The sequence below is a fragment of the Enterobacter sp. TCD1-1 genome, from assembly GCF_020567405.1.
Lineage (GTDB): Bacteria > Pseudomonadota > Gammaproteobacteria > Enterobacterales > Enterobacteriaceae > Enterobacter > Enterobacter quasiroggenkampii.
Map to the genome: position 1 here is coordinate 521,832 of NZ_JAJCXF010000001.1, position 19,042 is coordinate 540,873.

At 58.7% G+C, this 19,042-nt stretch carries 14 protein-coding genes; 6 read left to right on the forward strand and 8 right to left on the reverse strand.

What is annotated here, in order from left to right; all coding sequences use genetic code 11:
• The first annotated feature begins 248 nt into the window (after positions 1 to 248).
• Genes LJA86_RS02545 through LJA86_RS02555 form a run of 3 tightly spaced genes read left to right on the forward strand, consistent with a single transcriptional unit; the run spans position 249 to position 3,731 of the window.
• The gene (locus LJA86_RS02545; protein ID WP_229225555.1) at positions 249 to 1,625 is read left to right on the forward strand and encodes a glycoside hydrolase family 1 protein; all 1,377 of its coding nucleotides are present in this window, start codon (positions 249 to 251) and stop codon (positions 1,623 to 1,625) included.
• Positions 1,626 to 1,676: 51 nt separating this feature from the next.
• On the forward strand, positions 1,677 to 2,999 hold the full coding sequence (locus tag LJA86_RS02550; RefSeq protein ID WP_196346025.1) for a PTS sugar transporter subunit IIC: 1,323 nt from the start codon (positions 1,677 to 1,679) through the stop codon (positions 2,997 to 2,999).
• A 15-nt stretch (positions 3,000 to 3,014) separates the two neighbouring features.
• A complete protein-coding gene (locus LJA86_RS02555) occupies positions 3,015 to 3,731 on the forward strand; it encodes a GntR family transcriptional regulator (protein ID WP_229225557.1) in 717 nt (238 codons plus the stop codon).
• 46 nt (positions 3,732 to 3,777) lie between these two features.
• On the opposite strand, the gene ldtB is transcribed toward LJA86_RS02555, so the two are convergent.
• Positions 3,778 to 4,698 carry a L,D-transpeptidase gene (ldtB, locus tag LJA86_RS02560; RefSeq protein ID WP_032649383.1) on the reverse strand — a complete coding sequence of 307 codons (921 nt, stop codon included), beginning with the start codon at positions 4,696 to 4,698 and terminating at the stop codon, positions 3,778 to 3,780.
• 222 nt (positions 4,699 to 4,920) lie between these two features.
• Here ldtB and LJA86_RS02565 point away from each other — a divergent pair, with 222 nt between their 5' ends.
• Complete coding sequence (locus LJA86_RS02565) at positions 4,921 to 6,516, forward strand: ABC-F family ATPase (RefSeq protein ID WP_032656351.1); 1,596 nt, start codon at positions 4,921 to 4,923, stop codon at positions 6,514 to 6,516.
• An 83-nt stretch (positions 6,517 to 6,599) separates the two neighbouring features.
• Here the strand turns inward: LJA86_RS02565 and LJA86_RS02570 are convergent, their stop codons facing one another.
• Positions 6,600 to 8,963, reverse strand: coding sequence for a TIM-barrel domain-containing protein (locus LJA86_RS02570; RefSeq protein ID WP_229225559.1), 2,364 nt, complete (start codon positions 8,961 to 8,963; stop codon positions 6,600 to 6,602).
• Positions 8,964 to 8,980: 17 nt separating this feature from the next.
• A complete protein-coding gene (locus LJA86_RS02575) occupies positions 8,981 to 10,282 on the reverse strand; it encodes an MFS transporter (RefSeq protein ID WP_045909413.1) in 1,302 nt (433 codons plus the stop codon).
• A 288-nt stretch (positions 10,283 to 10,570) separates the two neighbouring features.
• On the opposite strand from LJA86_RS02575, the gene LJA86_RS02580 reads away from it, so the two are divergent.
• Positions 10,571 to 11,644 (forward strand): LacI family DNA-binding transcriptional regulator, encoded by a 1,074-nt coding sequence (locus LJA86_RS02580; protein ID WP_229225561.1) that lies wholly within the window; start codon positions 10,571 to 10,573, stop codon positions 11,642 to 11,644.
• Here the strand turns inward: LJA86_RS02580 and LJA86_RS02585 are convergent.
• From LJA86_RS02585 to LJA86_RS02600, 4 genes are all read right to left on the reverse strand, one after another.
• Positions 11,641 to 12,897, reverse strand: coding sequence for a DUF1479 domain-containing protein (locus LJA86_RS02585; RefSeq protein ID WP_229225563.1), 1,257 nt, complete (start codon positions 12,895 to 12,897; stop codon positions 11,641 to 11,643). The two genes, LJA86_RS02580 and LJA86_RS02585, sit on opposite strands and share 4 nt — an antisense overlap.
• Before the next feature lie 149 nt (positions 12,898 to 13,046).
• Positions 13,047 to 13,862 (reverse strand): Cof-type HAD-IIB family hydrolase, encoded by an 816-nt coding sequence (locus LJA86_RS02590; protein WP_069719559.1) that lies wholly within the window; start codon positions 13,860 to 13,862, stop codon positions 13,047 to 13,049.
• 167 nt (positions 13,863 to 14,029) lie between these two features.
• Entirely contained in the window at positions 14,030 to 16,462 is a 2,433-nt protein-coding gene (locus LJA86_RS02595; RefSeq protein WP_229225564.1) for a formate C-acetyltransferase/glycerol dehydratase family glycyl radical enzyme, read from the reverse strand.
• Between the two features lie 4 nt (positions 16,463 to 16,466).
• Positions 16,467 to 17,366: a glycyl-radical enzyme activating protein gene (locus LJA86_RS02600; RefSeq protein WP_229225566.1), complete on the reverse strand. Its 900-nt coding sequence runs from the start codon at positions 17,364 to 17,366 to the stop codon at positions 16,467 to 16,469.
• 128 nt (positions 17,367 to 17,494) lie between these two features.
• On the opposite strand from LJA86_RS02600, the gene fsa reads away from it, so the two are divergent.
• Positions 17,495 to 18,157, forward strand: coding sequence for a fructose-6-phosphate aldolase (gene fsa / locus LJA86_RS02605; RefSeq protein WP_023326972.1), 663 nt, complete (start codon positions 17,495 to 17,497; stop codon positions 18,155 to 18,157).
• A 132-nt stretch (positions 18,158 to 18,289) separates the two neighbouring features.
• On the opposite strand, the gene moeB is transcribed toward fsa, so the two are convergent.
• Positions 18,290 to 19,042, reverse strand: coding sequence for a molybdopterin-synthase adenylyltransferase MoeB (gene moeB, locus LJA86_RS02610; protein ID WP_229225567.1), 753 nt, complete (start codon positions 19,040 to 19,042; stop codon positions 18,290 to 18,292).

Consider the following 19,042-nt stretch of genomic DNA (forward strand, 5'->3'; position numbering starts at 1 on the left):
CCTGGGTTCATGCTCATTAAGTTAATAATGATTTTATGAGGCCAGCCAGTGGCACGATTGGGAAATGTGATTTTGCATAGGCTAACGCTCCGGCCTCAGGAAAAGGATTTGCGCGATCCATTTTCCTGCCCGGCTTCTTCTTTCCAACATGCCTCACAAAAAACGATCCTCCTCTTTGATCGTTTTTACATCTTCGCCTATATGACTAGTCATGAAATTTTAAATGACTAGTCATATAGGGAGAGAACATGAACAATCAGCTGCCGGCCAACTTTTTATGGGGCAACTCGGTCTCCAGCATGCAGACGGAAGGGGCCTGGAACGAAGGCGGGAAGGGGATGTCGGTGTATGACATTCGTGAAGCCGGGGAGAACGTCTCCGACTGGAAAGTGGCGACCGACTCCTACCACCGCTACCGGGAAGATTTCGACCTGATGCAGGATCTGGGCATGAACTGCTACCGCTTCCAGATCTCCTGGAGCCGCGTCTGCCCGCAGGGCGACGGCCCGTTTAACGACGAAGGCATCGCATTTTACGACCGCTTTATTGACGATCTGATCGCCCGCGGCATCGAGCCGATGATCTGCCTGTACCATTTCGACATGCCGCTCGCGCTGGCGCAGGAGTACAACGGCTTTATCGATCGCCGCGTGATGGACGCCTTTATCCGCTATGGCAAAAAGATGATCGACTGCTTTGGCGACCGCGTGAAGTACTGGCTGACCTTCAACGAGCAGAATATTTTCCATATGCCGGAAGCCTTCCGCATTTCCGGCTATATGAAAGGCGAGAAAACCCTGCGCGAGCTGTACCTGCTCCAGCACCATACGATGGTGGCGCACATGGCGCTGACCGAATACCTGCACCAGACGAAACCGGGCCAGCTGATGGGCGGCATGCTGGCGCACCAGCTGATCTACCCGGCCACCTGCAAACCGCGCGATATCTTCTGCGCCCAGCAGTATGACGAATTCCTCAACCAGAATTTGCTGCGCGTCTTTGCCGGGCAGGGCTACAGCCCGGCGGTGATGGCGGTGGTGGAGCAGGAGGGCTTTGGCGATATCTACCGCGCAGACGATCTCGCGCTGCTGGCGCGCACCCAAAACGACTATATGGCCTTCAGCTACTACGCCAGCAAAACGCTGGACAGCGATGCGATCCCGGAAGGCACGCCGGTCAACTATTATCTGCTGCACGGCGAGAAAAATAACCCCTACCTGAGAGCCACCGAGTGGAACTGGCAGATCGACCCGCTCGGTTTTCGCACCATCATTACCCGCTATTACAACGACTGGCGCCTGCCGGTGTTCCCGATTGAAAACGGCATTGGGGTAATTGAGTCCTGGGACGGGGTGAACCCGATTGAGGACACCTACCGCATCGACTACCACCGGGCGCACATCGAGGCGATGAAAGCGGCGATGTTCGAGGACGGGGCAGAGGTCATTGGCTACCTCGGCTGGGGGTTAATCGACATTCTCAGCTCCCAGGGCGACATGCGTAAGCGCTACGGCGTGGTCTATGTCAACCGGGAAAACCACGACCTGAAAGACCTCAGGCGCGTGCCGAAGAAGAGCTACGCGTGGTTAAAACAGGTTATCCATACCAACGGACGCGAGATGTAAGCCGTACGCTGCCGGGCCGTTTTTGTGACTGATTGATGGGAACACGCCGCTATGTCTGAAACAAAAATCACACCGCACATGCAGTCCTTTGTCGATAAGTTTGTCGAGTTCTCGGCGCGCCTGGCAAACCAGGTGCACCTGCGCTCCCTGCGCGACGCCTTCGCTACGGTAATGCCCATTTTCATCCTCGCCGGTCTGGCGGTGCTGGTGAACAACGTGGTGTTTCCGTGGATGTTTAAGGGCGATACGCTGGCGCATTTTCAGGTGTGGGGCGAGGCGATTATCAACGGCACGCTGAACATCGCCGCGCTGCTGCTGGCCCCGATGATTGCCTGGTCGCTGGCGCGCAACAAAGATTTCGACAACCCGGTCTCGGCAGTGGTTATCGCCGTCAGCAGTTTTATCATTATGATGCCGATGCGCTTACAGATTACGCCCGTCGGCAGCGACGCTGCGGTCAGCGTGACGCAGGTGCTGACCTTCGCCAATATCGGCTCCACCGGGATTTTCGCCGGGGTGCTGATTGGGCTGCTCTCAACGGAAGTGTTTATCGCCATCTCGCGGTTGAAGGCGCTGCACATTTCGCTCGGGGAAAACGTCCCCCCGGCGGTGAGCAAATCCTTTACCGCGCTGATCCCAACCATTCTCACGCTTTCCCTGTTCGCAGTGCTCGCGGCGATACTGGCAAACGTGCTGCATACGGACCTGATCCATCTCATTACGACCTTCATCCAGCAGCCGCTGCGGCTGATCAACACCAGCCTGCCGGGGACGATTTTCATCTACAGCTTCGGCAACTTCCTGTTCACGCTCGGTATTCATCAGTCGGTGGTCAACAGCGTGGTGCTGGAGCCGTTCCTGCTGATCAATACCAACGAAAACATGCTGGCCTTCGCCAACGGTCAGCCCATTCCGCACATCATCAACAATATCTTCGTGCCGACGTTCGGCATGGTGGGCGGCACCGGCAGCACGATCTCGCTGCTGATCGCCATTTTTATCTTCTCCCGACAACAGTCGGCGAAGCAGGTGGCGCGTCTCTCGCTGGCGCCGGGCCTGTTTAATATCAACGAGCCGGTGATTTTTGGCCTGCCGATCGTGTTTAACCTGCCGCTGATGATCCCATTCGTGCTGCTGCCCGCGATAGGCATTTACTTCGCCTGGCTCTGTACCACGCTGGGATTCATGTCGCGCTGCGTGGTGATGATCCCGTGGACCACGCCGCCGATTCTCAGCGCCTGGCTGGCCACGGCGGGAGACTGGCGGGCGGTGGTGGTGCAGTTGGCAATCATCGTATTTGGTGTATTCTTCTACCTGCCTTTCCTCAAAATTGCCGAGCGAGTGGCCTTGAAAAACAGCGGGATAGAAAACTAACAGAAAGGAAGGACGATGGCGGCGAAGTACATCACCATAGCGCGGGAAATCAAGAAACGCATTATCAGCCAGCAGTACGCCGCCCATGAACCGCTCCCGGACCAGTTTGCGCTGGCGGCGGAGTTCAGCACCAGCCGGATGACCATCCAGCAGGCGATGCGTCAGCTGATCGTCGAAGGGCTGGTCTACACCCGCCAGGGCCAGGGGACGTTCATTCGCAAAAATTTCCTCCAGCTTTCGCAGTGGGATCTCTCCGGCAGCGACTACTTTGGCGCGACCAAAACCTGGGCGCATCTGGGTAAGGTTACGAGCCAGGTGGTGCATTTCGAACTGCGCTTCCCGAACGAAAAAGAGCAGGCGTCGCTGATGATTAACGCCGATGCGCCGATCTACGACTTCATTCGCCTGCGTTTGCTGAACGGCGAACCGATGTCGCTGGATTCCACGGTGATGCCGATGAATCTGGTGCCGGGCCTGACGAAAAACCATCTTGAAGGTTCGGTGTTTCAGTACGTTCAGGAGACCCTGGGGCTGAAAATTATGGGCTCGTATCGGGTGGTGCGGGCGCTTAAGCCCAGCGCGCTGGACAGAGAGCATCTGGTCTGCGAGGAAACCGATCCGGTACTGGAGGTGGAGCAGGTCATTTATCTGGAAGATGGCACGCCGCTGGAGTATGCCCACTGTCACTATCGGTACGACCACGGCGGGATTGTGATCGTGAATAACGGGTAAAAAAAAGCGGGCCTCGAAGCCCGCTTTTTTAATGCGCGTGACGTGATTAGTTCAGACGTACCGGCATACCGGAACGGTTCTGAACGGCCTGGTCAACAATCGCTGTTTCAACGTCTGGCTGAGACGTTACCGCCTGTACCGCGCTGTTCAGCGTAACAGGAACGACTTCGTTGTTGTTGATCTGGTCTTCGCTGGTGGACAGCGGGTTGTGCACTTCGATGTAGCGGCTGCCGTCTGGCTCAGACGTCGCTTTCACCGGTTCGTTGATGAACTGCACGCGCGTACCGACCGGCACGTTTTCGAACAGGAACTTGATGTCGTCATTACGCAGACGCACGCAGCCGTGGCTCACGCGCAGGCCGATACCGAAGTTGGCGTTGGTGCCGTGAATCGCATACAGACGGCCAATGTACAGGGCATACAGACCCATCGGGTTATCCGGGCCTGCTGGCACAACGGCTGGCAGCGGTTCGCCCGCAGCGATGTATTCCGCGTGCATTTTGGCGGTTGGCGTCCAGGTTGGGCCCGCTTTCTTACGTTCAACTTTGGTGGTCCAGTTCAGCGGGGTGTCTTTACCCAGCTGGCCGATACCGATTGGCAGCACGATCACGGTATTGGTGCCTTTCGGGTAGTAATACAGACGCATTTCGGCGCTGTTAATTACGATACCTTCATGAACGGTATCCGGCAGGATCAGCTGCTGAGGGATATTCAGCACGGTACCTGCTTTCGGCAGGTACGGGTCAACGCCCGGGTTCGCTTCCAGCATGTTAGACAGACCCAGCTGGTACTGCGCCGCGAAATACTCCAGCGGCTGAGAGTTACCTTCAGGAACCGTCACCACCTGGTTTTGACCCACCAGACGGCTTCCGTCGGTCGGCAGGGGATACGTCACCGCAGACGCGGTCTTACAAAAACCTACTACGGCTAACGCCGCCGCAAAAAGCGCTGTTAATTTCATGTTCATGTTGTGCGAGGTATCTAAGCCATTCTGGCGATGAGTTGATAAGTCTGAATCTGTGATGGGAGCGCATTATATGTGCATTCCCGCTCACTGGGAATTCAGATGTGTACGAAATCACATTTTTTTCGATTTTGTTAAAGTTTAGTGGATGGTTGCAACGCGGGATCTCAATTCGGAATTGTGGCATAATGCCGTGTTTATCACACTTTTCGCAGGAATCTCCCCGTGTTAGTTACCAGCAACGTCACTATGCAGTTTGGCAGTAAGCCGCTGTTCGAAAACATTTCCGTCAAATTTGGCGGCGGCAACCGTTACGGCCTGATTGGTGCCAACGGTAGCGGTAAATCCACCTTTATGAAGATCCTCGGCGGCGATCTGGAGCCGACCCTCGGCAACGTGTCGCTCGATCCGAACGAACGCATCGGTAAGCTGCGTCAGGATCAGTTCGCCTTCGAAGAGTTCACCGTGCTCGACACCGTGATCATGGGGCACGCGGAGCTGTGGGAAGTGAAGCAGGAGCGCGATCGCATCTATGCGCTGGCCGAGATGAGCGAAGAAGACGGCTATAAAGTGGCCGAGCTGGAAACGCAGTACGGCGAGATGGACGGTTACTCTGCGGAAGCGCGCGCGGGCGAGCTGCTGCTGGGCGTGGGTATTCCGGTTGAACAGCATTACGGCCCGATGAGCGAAGTTGCGCCAGGCTGGAAGCTGCGTGTGCTGCTGGCTCAGGCGCTGTTCTCTAACCCGGACATCCTGCTGCTCGACGAACCGACGAACAACCTGGACATCGACACCATCCGCTGGCTGGAGCAGACGCTTAACGATCGCGACAGCACCATGATCATCATTTCGCACGACCGTCACTTCCTGAACATGGTCTGTACGCACATGGCGGATCTGGACTACGGCGAGCTACGCGTCTATCCGGGCAACTATGACGAGTACATGACGGCAGCCACCCAGGCGCGCGAGCGTCTGCTGGCGGACAACGCCAAGAAAAAAGCGCAGATTGCCGACCTGCAGTCCTTCGTCAGCCGCTTCAGCGCTAACGCCTCTAAATCCCGTCAGGCAACCTCGCGTGCGCGTCAGATTGATAAAATCAAGCTGGAAGAGGTTAAAGCCTCCAGCCGTCAGAACCCGTTCATCCGCTTCGAGCAGGACAAGAAGCTGTTCCGTAACGCGCTGGAAGTGGAAGCCCTTACCAAAGGCTTCGATGAAGGCCCGCTGTTTAAAAACTTCAACCTGCTGCTGGAAGTGGGCGAGAAGATTGCCATTCTGGGCGCCAACGGCGTGGGTAAATCTACCATGCTGAAAACCCTGGTCGGCGAACTGCAGCCGGACAACGGCACCGTGAAATGGTCCGAAAACGCGCAAATTGGTTACTACGCGCAGGACCATGAGTACGAGTTCGAAAATGACCTGACCGTCTTTGACTGGATGAGCCAGTGGAAGCAGGAAGGCGACGACGAGCAGGCGGTGCGCAGTATTCTGGGTCGTCTGCTGTTCAGCCAGGACGACATCAAAAAGCCTGCTAAAGTGCTCTCCGGTGGCGAGAAGGGCCGCATGCTGTTCGGCAAGCTGATGATGGAAAAACCAAATATCCTGGTGATGGACGAACCGACTAACCACCTGGACATGGAATCGATCGAATCCCTGAACATGGCGCTGGAGATGTATCAGGGCACCCTGATCTTCGTCTCTCATGACCGTGAGTTCGTCAGCTCGCTGGCGACCCGCGTGATCGAAATTACGCCAGAGCGCGTGGTGGACTTCACCGGTAACTACGAAGATTACCTGCGCAGCAAAGGTATCGACGGCTAAAAAAAAGCCCGGTGGCGCTTCGCTTACCGGGCCTACGGGTGACTTTGTAGGCCGGGTAAGGCGAAGCCGCCACCCGGCAATGTTCAGAGCACCCACTCACTCCCTTCAACACCGTTCACCCGCAGCGTACGTTTTTCCCCCGCCGGTAATGACACCTTCAGCGCTTTCCACGCCGGACGATAATCCCCCCGCGCGTTCACCTTCAGGTTGATGGTTGCGCCATCGCACACCATTTCCCATTCCACCCACAGCGCATTGCCGTTCTGATAGCCCCAGCTTTCACCGTCGTCTTCAAACAGCAGCCCGGAAGTCGTGCCGACGCCTTTCACCGGGAACAGCTTCAGCTCGCGGGTCGTATCTTTTTCGGCACTCACATGCGTGATGCGCTCGCTCAGCGGCAGACCGGCTCCGGCGCGCACCAGCAGCGGCAGTTTTTCCAGCGGCGCATCGAGGACGATGGATTGCCCGCCTGCATACCACGCGTGGGTGTAAAAATCATACCAGCCCGTTTCGTTATCCGGCAGCCAGACGCGGCGCTCGCGCTGCCCGGCTTCGACGACGCTGGCGACCAGCAGATCGCGGCCCAGCAGGAAGTCGTCGCACTCTTCGAAGGTCTGCGCATCGTGCTCGTGGTCGAGGAAGGTCGGGCGCAGCATCGGCTCGTCGTCGGCGTGCGCCTGCCAGAGCAGGGTGTAAAGATACGGCAGCAGGCGGTAGCGCAGCTCAATTGCGCCGCGAATGGCAGGCGTGACGCCCGGATACATCCACGGCTCGTTCACCGTGTGGTCATCGTTCCACGAATGAATGGTAAAGCGCGGGTGCATCACGCCGTTCTGCACCCAGCGCACGAACAGCTCGGCGTCCGGCTTGTCGCCGGAGAACCCGCCGACGTCGTGCCCGACGTTGAACAGCCCGGACAGGCTCATGCCCAGCCCCATGCGGATGTTATAGCGCAGCGTGTCCCAGTTGGTGCGGTTGTCACCGCTCCAGGTCTGAACGTAGCGCTGCATCCCGGCGCAGCCGGAGCGGGAGATGAGATACGGGCGTTTTTCCGGCGCAAAGCGCTGCTGCGCTTCCAGCGAGGCGCGCATCATCAGCAGCGGCATGACCGGGCGAATATGCTTGATGGCGATCTCCTTGCCGAAGCCAAAGCAGCGGGCTTCCCCGTCCCACACTTCATATTCGTTGTTGTCGTTCCAGGTGGAGTCGATGCCCATCTCCAGCAGCTGCGTGGTGACGCCGTTCTGCCACCACTGCACCGTCTGCGGGTTGGTAAAGTCGAGGTGCGAGCCTTCGTCATCCCAGAAGCTGGAGCGTTCGGGTGCATCGGTTTCTGAATCGCGAATAAACAGGCCGCTCTCCGCCACTTCGCTGTAGCGCGGATGATCCTGCAGCAGGCACGGCTTGATGTTTGCGGCCAACTTCAATCCCGCGTCGTGGAATGCCTGGCTCATCACCTTCGGCTGCGGCACCTTGTCATAGTTCCAGTTGAAGACGTAGCGCTTGCCGTTGATGGAGGTATAGCCAGACGAAAGCTGGAACGAGTCGCACGGAATGGCGTGTTCTTCGCACAGGCGGATGAAGTTCATCAGCTGATTCTGCGCGTCCGGCGCGTCGGTGTAGTGCATGGTCGAGCCGCTGTAGCCCAGGCTCCATTTCGGTCCGAACAGCGTCTTACCTGTGAGGCGCACGAAGGCTTTGGTGACGTCCAGCACGCGCCTGCCGGTAAAGATGTAGTAGTCGATATCGCCCGCTTCCGCCTGCCAGCGGCGATAGGCGGTGTGGTAGTTGTCGATTTCGTTACCCAGATCCAGCCAGCAGCTGCTCAGGTTGTCGTAGAACAGGCCGTAGCTCACGTCGTCGCGGCGGGTAAGGGTGAACGGAATGTGCTTGTATAGCGGGTCGGTGCTGGCGGCGTTGTAGCCCATGGCGTCGAGGTTGCGCATCTCGTAGCGTTTACCGTTGCGCTGCAGATCGCCCGCTTTCTCACCCAGGCCGTAGAAACGCTCGTCCTTGCGGCGGCTCAGGTAGTGCGCCACGCCGTCGCCGTGGGCGTTCAGCAGGTAGGCGCTGGTGGGACGGTCATTGACCAGCGGCTGCCACTCGCCCGCCTCATTGCGGTAGTGCCACTCCAGCCACAGCGGCTGGTGCACGGTGACGCGCAGCTGTTCGGTTGCCACGGTTAACGTGTCGTCCTGCTGCGTCAGCGTCCAGGCCGGGCAGGTGAAGCCGCTGACATCGTCACGACGGCGACCTTCCCACGGCACGTCTTGTTCCGGGGCGATGCTCCAGGTGCGGTCCAGCGCCAGCTCGCCTTTGCGTTTGATCAGCACGCGGAACAGATTCTCTTCCAGCACATACAGGCACAGGCGGTGCTGGTTATCGACCAGCAGTTCCAGATGGTTTGCCGACTGCGTATCAACGGTCCAGTTTTTCAGGGTTTTCATATGCAATACATCCACTATCAGGCGCGCTTGGCGCGACGTTCAGCAATAAATGCTACCAGGAAGAGAGCGCCAATCAGGTCAAAGAAGCCCATGGCGATAAAGAGCGGGTTAAAGCCGATTTTGTCGGCGGTCACACCGATTAACAGCGAGAACAGGAAGCTGGCGATCCACGCCGCCGAGCCGCGCATGCCGTTGACGGTCGCCATCTGGCCTTTGTCGAACGACTCCACGACCAGGGCGCTGAGCATGCAGGAGATGATCTGGTGCCCGAAGCCGCCGATGGAGATCAGCACGATGGTGATGTATGGGTCGCGGGTAATGGCCACGATGGCCAGCGAGATCATCAGGAACGCGCCCGTCACGGAGCTGGCGACGACAGAGTTCACGCGGGAGCAGCCGAACAGACGGGTGTACAGACGCGTCAGGTAACCGCTCGCCACGCTGCCGAGGTCAGCGGCGAGGAACGGCAGCCAGGCAAACATCGCAATCTGCTTCAGATCCATGCCGTGCTCTTTGGCAAGGTACAGCGGCACCCAGAAGCTCAGCACCGCCCAGGCCGGTTCCGCCATAAAGGCCGGGATGGCGATACCGTAGAAGCGTTTGTTCTTCGAGACGGTTTTCAGCGCGGTCAGGAAGGGCAGTTTGACGGCAGGCGGTTCGTTATCCTGCTTGATAAACGCCAGCTCGTCCTTGCTCAGGTTCGGGTGCTGCTCCGGGTTATGGTAGAACGCCCACCACAGGATCACCCACAGCAGCGCCAGCACGCCGGTAAACATGAACGCCCCCTGCCAGCCGAACGAGGCGTGAGCGAAGTAAATGATAGGCGGAGCCAGCATCGCGCCGATAGAGAAGCCTACGCCCGCCCAGCCGGCAGCAACGGGACGCTCTGATTTCGGGAACCATTCACCAATGGTTTTGGCGTTCGCCGGGGTAGCGGCGGCTTCGGAAGCTCCCATAAAGAAGCGCAGAATCGCCAGGTGCAGCCAGCTTCCGGCGCCCGCGTGGAAAATACACATCAGCGCCCAGATCCCGGCGCAGACCATAAAACCAATCTTCAGGCCAATGACGTCAATCAGCCAGCCGCACAGGGGCTGGAAAATGGTGTAGGCGATCTGGAACGCACCGACGATCCAGGAGTATTGCTCGGTGGTGATCCCGAGGCTCTCTTTCAGTTCCGGGGCGAGGATCCCGAGCGAGTTTCGGGTGATGTAGTTAACGGTGACGCCAAGTAAGAACAGTACCAGCACGTACCAGCGCAGGTTCTTGATGACGCGACGGGTTTTGCTTGTCGCAACGGTGTTATTGATGTCCTGACTCATTTTACTCTCCACAAGACGGACGGTAAGGGGACGGAGGTTCAGGTGTCACACAAATTTTTATGCCTTTGATTTCTATCCGTTTAAACTGCTTAAGTTGGTATACAACTAGTATGGAAGTTGTGTGACAGGTTCACCTTAAGGGAGAAAATGAGCGGGCAATAGTCTATTTTGTGCAAAATTTCTCATAACTGACGTAAACACTCTGGCAAGATGGTATTGATGTCAGTTATTGCCTGATAAACACGCTATGAAAATTTTTTCATTTCGCAAATGGAGCCAGATCACAAAATGGACAAAAGGCTAAAAATCACCGAAATCGCTGCCCGCACACAGCTCTCGATCAGCACCGTGTCGCGCGTGCTGGCGGGGAAAGCGAATACCAGTGAAAAAGCGCGCGCAAAGGTGCTGGCGTGCGCGCGGGAGCTGGGCGTGATGGAGGGCATGGCGGCGGGACGGCTGCTGCTCAATAGCCTGGTGGTTTTTGCTCCTCAGCGCGCCTTCGACGAGCGGTCCGACATCTTTTACTACCGCGTGATCCAGAGCGTGAGTAAAGGCCTGGCATCCCACGATGTGCGCCTGCGCTACTGCGCGCTGGAAGAGAACGACAGCGACGCCCAGCTGTTTCTGGCGCGGATGAACGAGTCGGACACCCAGGCCGCCATTCTTCTCGGTATCGACGACCCGCATATCCACGATCTGGCGGTGGACGTGGGTAAGCCCTGCATGTTGATTAACTGCCGCGACCGGCACATGCGTCTGCCTGCCGTTGCGCCGGATCACCGCGCCATTGGCGAGCGGGCGGCGGAATACCTGTTCGAGATGGGGCACCGTGAGGTGATGAACGTGCTGTGCCTGCGTCGCTACACCATGGAGCTGCGTCTGTCAGGGATCCGTGACGCGTGGCAGTCTCACAACCTGGCGTTCAACGACAGGCGCGATCTGCTGGTGGTGCCCAGCTTCAGCGCGCGCGAAACGGAACAGGTGGTCAGCGCCTGGCTCAGCGAAATGCAGGGCAAGGATTTGCCAACCGCGTTTCTGGTCGGCGGCGACTTTATGGCGGCGGGCACCATTAGCGCATTACAAAACCACGGATTGCGCGTGCCGCAGGACGTCTCGGTGATGAGCATTGACGGGTTTAACCTGGCGGCGATCCAGGATGTGCCGCTGACGGCCGTGCATGTTCCCCGCGACGAGCTGGGGACGGAAGCGGTACACATACTCCAGCAGCGGCTGATGCGCCCGGACGCGCCGGTGGGGACGTTACTGCTTAACGGCACCCTGACCGTACGAGAATCGGTACGGCGGATACGTCAGGGAAAACGACGCACCGCCGTCGAGCGGGAAGGGCTGTACGACAGTTAGACCATGCCCAGCGCGCGCTTGCCGTGGATGTTGAGATCGTTCACGGTAAAGCGGTCCTGCCAGCTCTTTTCATAATCTTCGCGTGGGAAATCCCCCGGCGATGCGCCGGTCTCCAGCGCTTCCTTGACCTTCTTCGCGTAGGCGAGGTTTTTCTCGCACATCGGTGCGGCGGGGATATACATCACGTTGCCCCAGCCCTGCTGATTGTCCACCGGCGCGACGGAGTGGATCACATCGCAATGCCACCACACGGAATCGCCCGCTTCGAGCGCCGGAATGCTGGTCAGCGCCTCGATGAGCAGCGGGTGCCACTTCTCGGAAACCGGCAGCACGCGCCCCGGCGCCACGCCGCACAGCTCGTCTTCCGGCACGTCGTCCAGCAGCGGACGCAGCAGAATGTACGCCATCGCTTCCGGGATCGGCACCACGTGCAGCAGCCCCTGGCCAGGGATCATGTCCGACAGCGCGGTCCAGCCCTGGAAGGTGCGGAACACCGAGCATTTGGTGGTGTTATCGACGGTATACTCTTCCACTTCGGTACGGTGCGCGGCGTTCCACGGATCGTATTTCTCGACGTTGCCGTCAAACACGCGGGCAAAGACCTGCTGATAGGCCGGCAGCAGCCAGCGCTCCAGCGCACCGGAGTCGGTATGCGCGCCGAGCCCTTTCGAGGTGGTTCCCGGCGGACGGCGGCGGATACGATCCGGATAAATCACGCTCACGTCCGGGTCAAACCACTGCTTGCCGTTGCTCTCGAACGTCCATAAACGGTTCAGGAACGACTGCACCTGCGCCATCTCTTCGCTCTGGCGCGCCTGCATCTGCGCCTGCGACCAGTAGATCGGGTAAATTTCCGGACGGGAAGCGGTCAGGGTGCCGAAGAAGTTATCGCCTGGCCCTTTGTACACCTCGTCAAACTTGTTCAGATCGAGGTAGTCGAGCATCGACTGATCCCACGCCAGCGCCTGCTCGCGCGGGAAGTGACCTTTAATCACCGCGCAGCCGCGGCGTTTAACGGCGTCGCGCTGCGCGTCGGTAATCGTGCCGTTTTTCACATCGGCAAACGGGATCACCGGCCAGACGGATTCACCTTTATTTTTAAGCGCGTTAATTTCCGCCACGCGGGTGGCAATGCTGTCGCTGAGCTTGTTGAACACCGCCTGCACGTCACCGATCTGCGCGCGTAACTCACGTTTCAACTGACGGATTGCCGCTTTGTGATCCGCCGGTAAGGTTTCACTGGTAAAGGTCATAACTGCCTCGCATCTTTCATTCGAAAGTAAAAATATCTACAAGTGATACTTTAAGTTAAAATTAAGTTAATGCAAGTTTAAAAACTTGATGTGCGCCACAGGACGGAAAAAGAGTGAGAGGCCGGAGCCAGGCTCCGGCGAAGAAAGGATCAGGCGTCGAACGGGGAATGGTTGTCGAGCACGGCCTGAATGACGTTCAGCGCGCCCTGATGGTTGTTGTCGTCAGTACTGTAGCGGCTGATTTCTTTGATGCTTTCCGCCGCGTTGCCCATCGCAAAGGAATATTTCACCAGCTTCAGCATCTCGGCATCGTTGCCGCTGTCGCCAATGGCCACGCACGCCTGCGGGGAGATTTTCCAGCGCTTCAGCAGACGGCTGATGCCGTTAGCTTTGTGCAGCCCGGGGATAATCAAATCGACAAAGCCAAAGCCGCTGGTGACCGGCTTCATGATGCCGTCCAGCGAGACGTGCAGCTTATCCACCAGATTGGGGATATCGCTGTCCGGCAGGTTCAGGGAGAACTTAAACAGCACGTCGTCAATTTCACGGTAATCGCTAATGCGCTTTAAGCGGTGGTAGTGCTTTGACATCAGCGCCACGAACGCATCCGGGGCTTTATCGCTGACGTATGCGCTCTCCAGCCCGCAGGCCACGAAGTTCAGCCCTTTATCTTTCAGCAGTTCGCCAATCACGATCTGCGATTCATGGCGGGTCAGCTCGCCGTGAAAAATCTGCTCCCCGCGATCGAACACCAGCGCGCCGTTTTCCGCCACGAAGGAGATCCGATCTTTGAGCTCCGGAAAGAAAGAGATGAGCTGGTAATACTGGTTGCCGCTGGCGACAACGAATTCAATGTCGCGGGCTTTAAGCTGTTCAAACTGTGCCTGGAAGCGGTCACGATCGTACTGCTTGGCATCATCAAGAAAAGTTCCGTCCATATCGGTGACGATAACTTTAACGGTCATACTGTGCTCCTGGGTCACTGCGTTTTGAAACATTCTAATAACAAGGTGACGGGGAGCACAAATTTAATTTCGAATGAAAGTCAGAAAGCCGGGTGGCGGCTTCGCCTTACCCGGCCTACGGGGAGACTCTGTAGGCCCGGTAAGCGCAGCGCCACCGGGCGTTTTTCTTACAGCGTATGTTCAGTACGGGCGATAATATCGTCCTGCGCATCCGGCGACAGGGCGGTGAAGAACGCCGAGTAACCTGCGACGCGCACCACGAGGTCACGATACTGGTCAGGGTGTTTCTTCGCCTCCAGCAGCGTGTCGCGGGAGACAATGTTGTACTGAATATGCCAGCCCTTATGCACCTCGAAGAAGGTGCGCAGCAGCACCATCAGCTTCTGGCGATCGCTGTCGTTTTCCAGCGTTGACGGGTTCAGCTTCTGGTTCAGCAGCACGCCGCCGAGAATCGCCTCGGTAGGCAGTTTACCCACGGAACCGATGACCGCCGTTGGACCCAGGTGGTCGGTACCGGAAGCCGGGCTTGCCCCTTCCGCCAGCGGCGTGTGCGCCTTACGTCCGTCCGGTGTCGCCATCGTCGCCGCGCCAAACGGCACGTTCGCGGAGATGGAAGAGGTGCCCGCGTAGTAGTTACCGCCAATCGGGCCGCGGCCGTGGCGTGGGTTGTGGTACTGCTTCAGCTCTTCAATGTAGGTCTGATAGGCGCGGGTCAGCAGCATATCCACGCTGTCGTCGTCGTTGCCGTACTTCGGTGCGCCGTTGATCAGGCGCTGACGCAGCTGCTCGTGGGTCAGCCCGTCGAAGTCATCCGCCAGCGCTGCCGCCAGCTGCTGCTGGCCGATGGCGCCCTGTTCGAACACCAGCTTCTTCACCGCCGCCAGGCTGTTGCCGAGATTGGCGATCCCCACCTGCAGGCCGGACACCCAGTCATACTTCGCGCCGCCCTGCTTGATGCTTTTCGCGCGCTCGATGCAGTCGTCCACCAGCGCCGAGCAGAGAATATCGTGGACGTTCTCTTCCAGCATGGTGTCCACCACGTACTCAATTTCGATGGATTTGCGGGTGTAGTAGCGGATCTGGCTATCCCAGGCCGCCATCACCTCGTCGAAATTGTCGAAGTTACCGGCAGAGAGCGCTTTCTCCTGTGGCAGGAATACCTTGCCGCTGGTGGCATCGCGGCCACCTTCCAGCGCGGCCAGCATCACGCGGGCAAAGTTGATAAAGCTCATGCCGGTGCAGCGATAGCCCCACTTGCCGCCCACCGCGGTTTCGATACAGCCAATCGCCGCGTAGTCGTAGGCGTCGTCTCGTTCAACGCCGAGCTTGATGAATTCCGGGATCACGATTTCGTCGTTGTTAAAGGCAGGCATCCCGAAGCCGCAGCGGATCACCTGCACGCAGGCGTCGAGGAAGTCGTTGCTCATGCCCGCGTGATAACGCACGCTCAGGTTCGGCTGGGTGGAGCGCAGACGGCCGCAGGATTCCAGAATCGCGTAGGAGAGCGGGTTCACCGCGTCCATCGGCTCACCGTTGACCAGCTTCTGGCCGCCGATGGTGACGTTCTGGTACAGCGGGCTGCCGGCGGAGGCTTTGGAGTGCGAGCCGGAGCGGATCTTATTAACTTCAAGCAATTTCAGCCAGCAGCTGTGCAGCAGCTCAATGGCGTGTTCGCGATCCAGGCTCTGGTTCAGCTCCACGTCCCGGCGGTAGTACGGATAGAGATACTGGTCCATACGCGCGAAGGAGACGGAGTGGCCGTTGGACTCAATCTGCAGGATCAGCTGAATGAAGTAGCACAGCTGCAGCGCCTGCCAGAAGGTTTTTGGCGGCTCGTGAGCAATCACGTCGCAGTTTTCTGCCATCGCCAGCAGCTCATCGCGGCGGCTTTCGCGGGTTTCGGTGGAGGCCATCTCGCGCGCCAGATCGGCGAAGCGTTTGATGTGCAGGCTCACCGCTTCCAGCACGATATCAATTGCCTTCAGGAACTGATCGCCGTGCAGGTCTTCCAGCACCGTCAGGTTGATGCGCGAGCGGCGCTCGGCCACTTTGGCGCGCAGGCCGTCGAGACCTTTCTCCAGCACCAGCGGGAAGTTCACCGCCAGGTGCGCGTCGCCGGAGGTCATGTTACCTTCGGCTTTGATGATGCCGGTTTCCAGCAGGCCTTTCTGCTCGTCGGTGAACATGCCGTAGCAGCGGTCCTGCACCGTCTGGCCGCGCCACCACGGGCAGATCTCATGCAGCACGCGCTTGTTCTCTTCGCTCACCGCAAAGCCCGCGCCCGGGCGATCCGCCAGGTCGTCAATCTCTTTCTCAATCCAGGAGACGGTGTATTCCGGGAAGATCGGCGCGGCGCGCACTTCGCTGGCCTGGTTACCGATAATCAGCTCGTCGTGTTTGATCCAGATGGTACGCTCGGCAAGGTGATGCGCCAGCGCCAGGGCGCGACGGACCGGGATCGGCTTGTCCATGTGCTGCTGGTACATTTCGGTGTAATGCTGGGCGCGCTCGGTACAGACCGGCGGCTTAACGATATGCACCAGCGCCGTTTTGTGCGCCTTAATGCGCTCGCTGAGGGTGTTGAGATTCAGGGTTGTCATAAGTTTATCCTCGTAAGGTCGCGGTTAACCCTTTCTGGCAGGCGTACTGCTGCGCGAAGTCCAGCAGGGCAGGGTTATCCAGCGGTTTGTCAGGGGCAGAGTAGGGTTGGCCGAGCAGGGTGTATTTGTTCATGCCCAGCGTGTGATACGGCAGAAAATGAATATCGTCGACGCCGAGTTCGTCGGCAGCGAAGTTGGTAATGGCGGTGATGGACGCTTCATCCGCGTTAAAGCCCTGGATCAGCGGCACGCGGATGGTGATCGTTTTCCCGGCGGCGGCCAGGCGTTTCAGGTTGTCCAGGATGCGCTTAGCCGAACCGTCCGTCCACTGCTTGAACACGTCACCGTCGACGTGCTTCAGGTCGGCGAGGAACAGATCGACGTAGGGTAATGACGGCTCGATATAGTGCCACGGCACATGAAGGCAGGTTTCGACGGCGGTGTGGATCCCCTGGTCATGGCTGGCTTGAAACAGGGCCTGCGCCAGCTCCGGGTTCATAAACGGTTCGCCGCCGGAGAGGGTGATCCCGCCGCCGCTGCGGTCGTAGAAGGCTTTGTCGCGCAGTACGGTCGCCATGATCTCCTCGACCTGCCGTTCTTCACCGCAGACGGTCAGCGCCTGCGTCGGGCAGCAGTCGGTGAGGGCACTGAGCGTCTCTTCACTTAATTTCTCACGATGAATGACCATCCCGTTCAGCGCACGTTCGATACAGCCCGGTGCCGCCTGCTGACACAGGTCGCAGCCGTCCAGGCACAGACGCGCATCAAACAGTACGTCCCGCGTGCGGGAGCGGCTTTCCGGGTTCTGGCACCAGCGACAGCCCAGCGAGCAGCCTTTCAGGAACACCACGGTACGGATACCGGGGCCATCGTGGGTAGAGTAACGCTGAATATTGAAGATCATGTTTTCGCCTCTCATCTTGCATACGAAGATTAAATTACTTTCGAATGAAAGTTATCTTGATGCAGGTCAACTCTTGAGCAGGTTTTGTCGTGATAGGGTAAGTGCAGGCTAATTTTGAGGGTGACATCATGGAACTTTATCTCGACACATCTGACGTTGCGGCAGTCAAAAAGCTGGCGCGTATCTTCCCGCTGGCGGGCGTGACCACCAACCCAAGCATCGTTGCGGCCGGTAAAACGCCGCTCGACGAACTGCTGCCCGCGCTGCACGACGCGCTGGGCGGTAAAGGCCGTCTGTTTGCGCAGGTGATGGCGACCACCGCCGAAGGGATGGTGGAAGACGCGCGTAAGCTGCGCGCCATCATTAACGATCTGGTGGTGAAAGTGCCGGTGACCGCAGAAGGGCTGGCGGCGATCAAGATGCTCAAAGCGGAAGGGATCCCGACGCTGGGTACGGCGGTATACGGTGCCGCGCAGGGGATGCTGTCCGCGCTGGCGGGGGCGGAGTATGTGGCGCCTTACGTTAACCGCGTGGACGCGCAGGGCGGGGACGGGATCCAGACCGTGGTGGAATTACAGCAGCTGCTGACGCTGCATGCCCCGCAGTCAAAAGTGCTGGCCGCGAGCTTTAAAACCCCGCGTCAGGCGCTGGACTGCCTGCTGGCAGGGTGCGAGTCCATCACGCTGCCGCTGGACGTGGCGCAGCAGTTTATTACCTCTCCGGCGGTAGACGCAGCGATTGTGAAGTTTGAGCAGGACTGGCAGGGGGCGTTTGGACGGACGTCCATCTGACGCGGTTGCCGGGTGGCGCTGGCGCTTACCCGGCCTACGTTCGTATCGCGGTTGCCGGGTGGCGCTGACGCTTATTCGGCCTGCGTTCGCGCCGTTGTAGGTCGGGTAAGGCGAAGCCGCCACCCGACTTTTTTACTGGCTACACACCTCACACCCCGGGTTACGCATCAGCTTCATCTCGCGGAACTGGCAGGTCATCGCGTCATACATCACGATTTTCCCCGCGGCGGGCGTGCCGTAATGCGCCAGCACTTTGATCGCTTCCATTGCCTGCAATGAGCCAATCACGCCGACGAGCGGCGCCATCACGCCCGCCTCAACGCAGGTCAGCGCATTCTCGCCAAACAGACGGCTCAGGCAGCGGTAGCAGGGTTCACCCTCGGCGTACGTGAAGACGCTGATTTGCCCCTCCATACGGATCGCCGCGCCGGAGACCAGCGGGGTTTTGTGAGCAAAACAGCCCGCGTTGAGCTGATTACGGACGGTGACGTTATCAGTGCAGTCCAGCACCAGGTCGTGCCGGGCAATCTGCGCGGAGAGCGCGTCGTCATCCAGCATTGCGTCAATCAGCGTGAACTGAACGTGGGGGTTGATGCGCGCCAGCGCAGCCCTGGCGGATTCCACTTTCGGCTGGCCCACCGTCGCGTTGCTGTGCAGCGTCTGGCGCTGCAGGTTGGAGACCGACACGGTATCGAAATCCAGCAGCGTCATGCTTCCCACGCCCGCCGCGGCAAGGTACTGCGCGGCGGCGCAGCCCAGCCCGCCCAGCCCGACGACCAGCACGCTGGCCGCCTTGAGCGCTTCCTGACCCTCGAAGTCAAACCCGCGCAGCACAATCTGGCGATTGTAGCGCATCATCTCCTGGTCGCTCAGCTCCACCGTCAT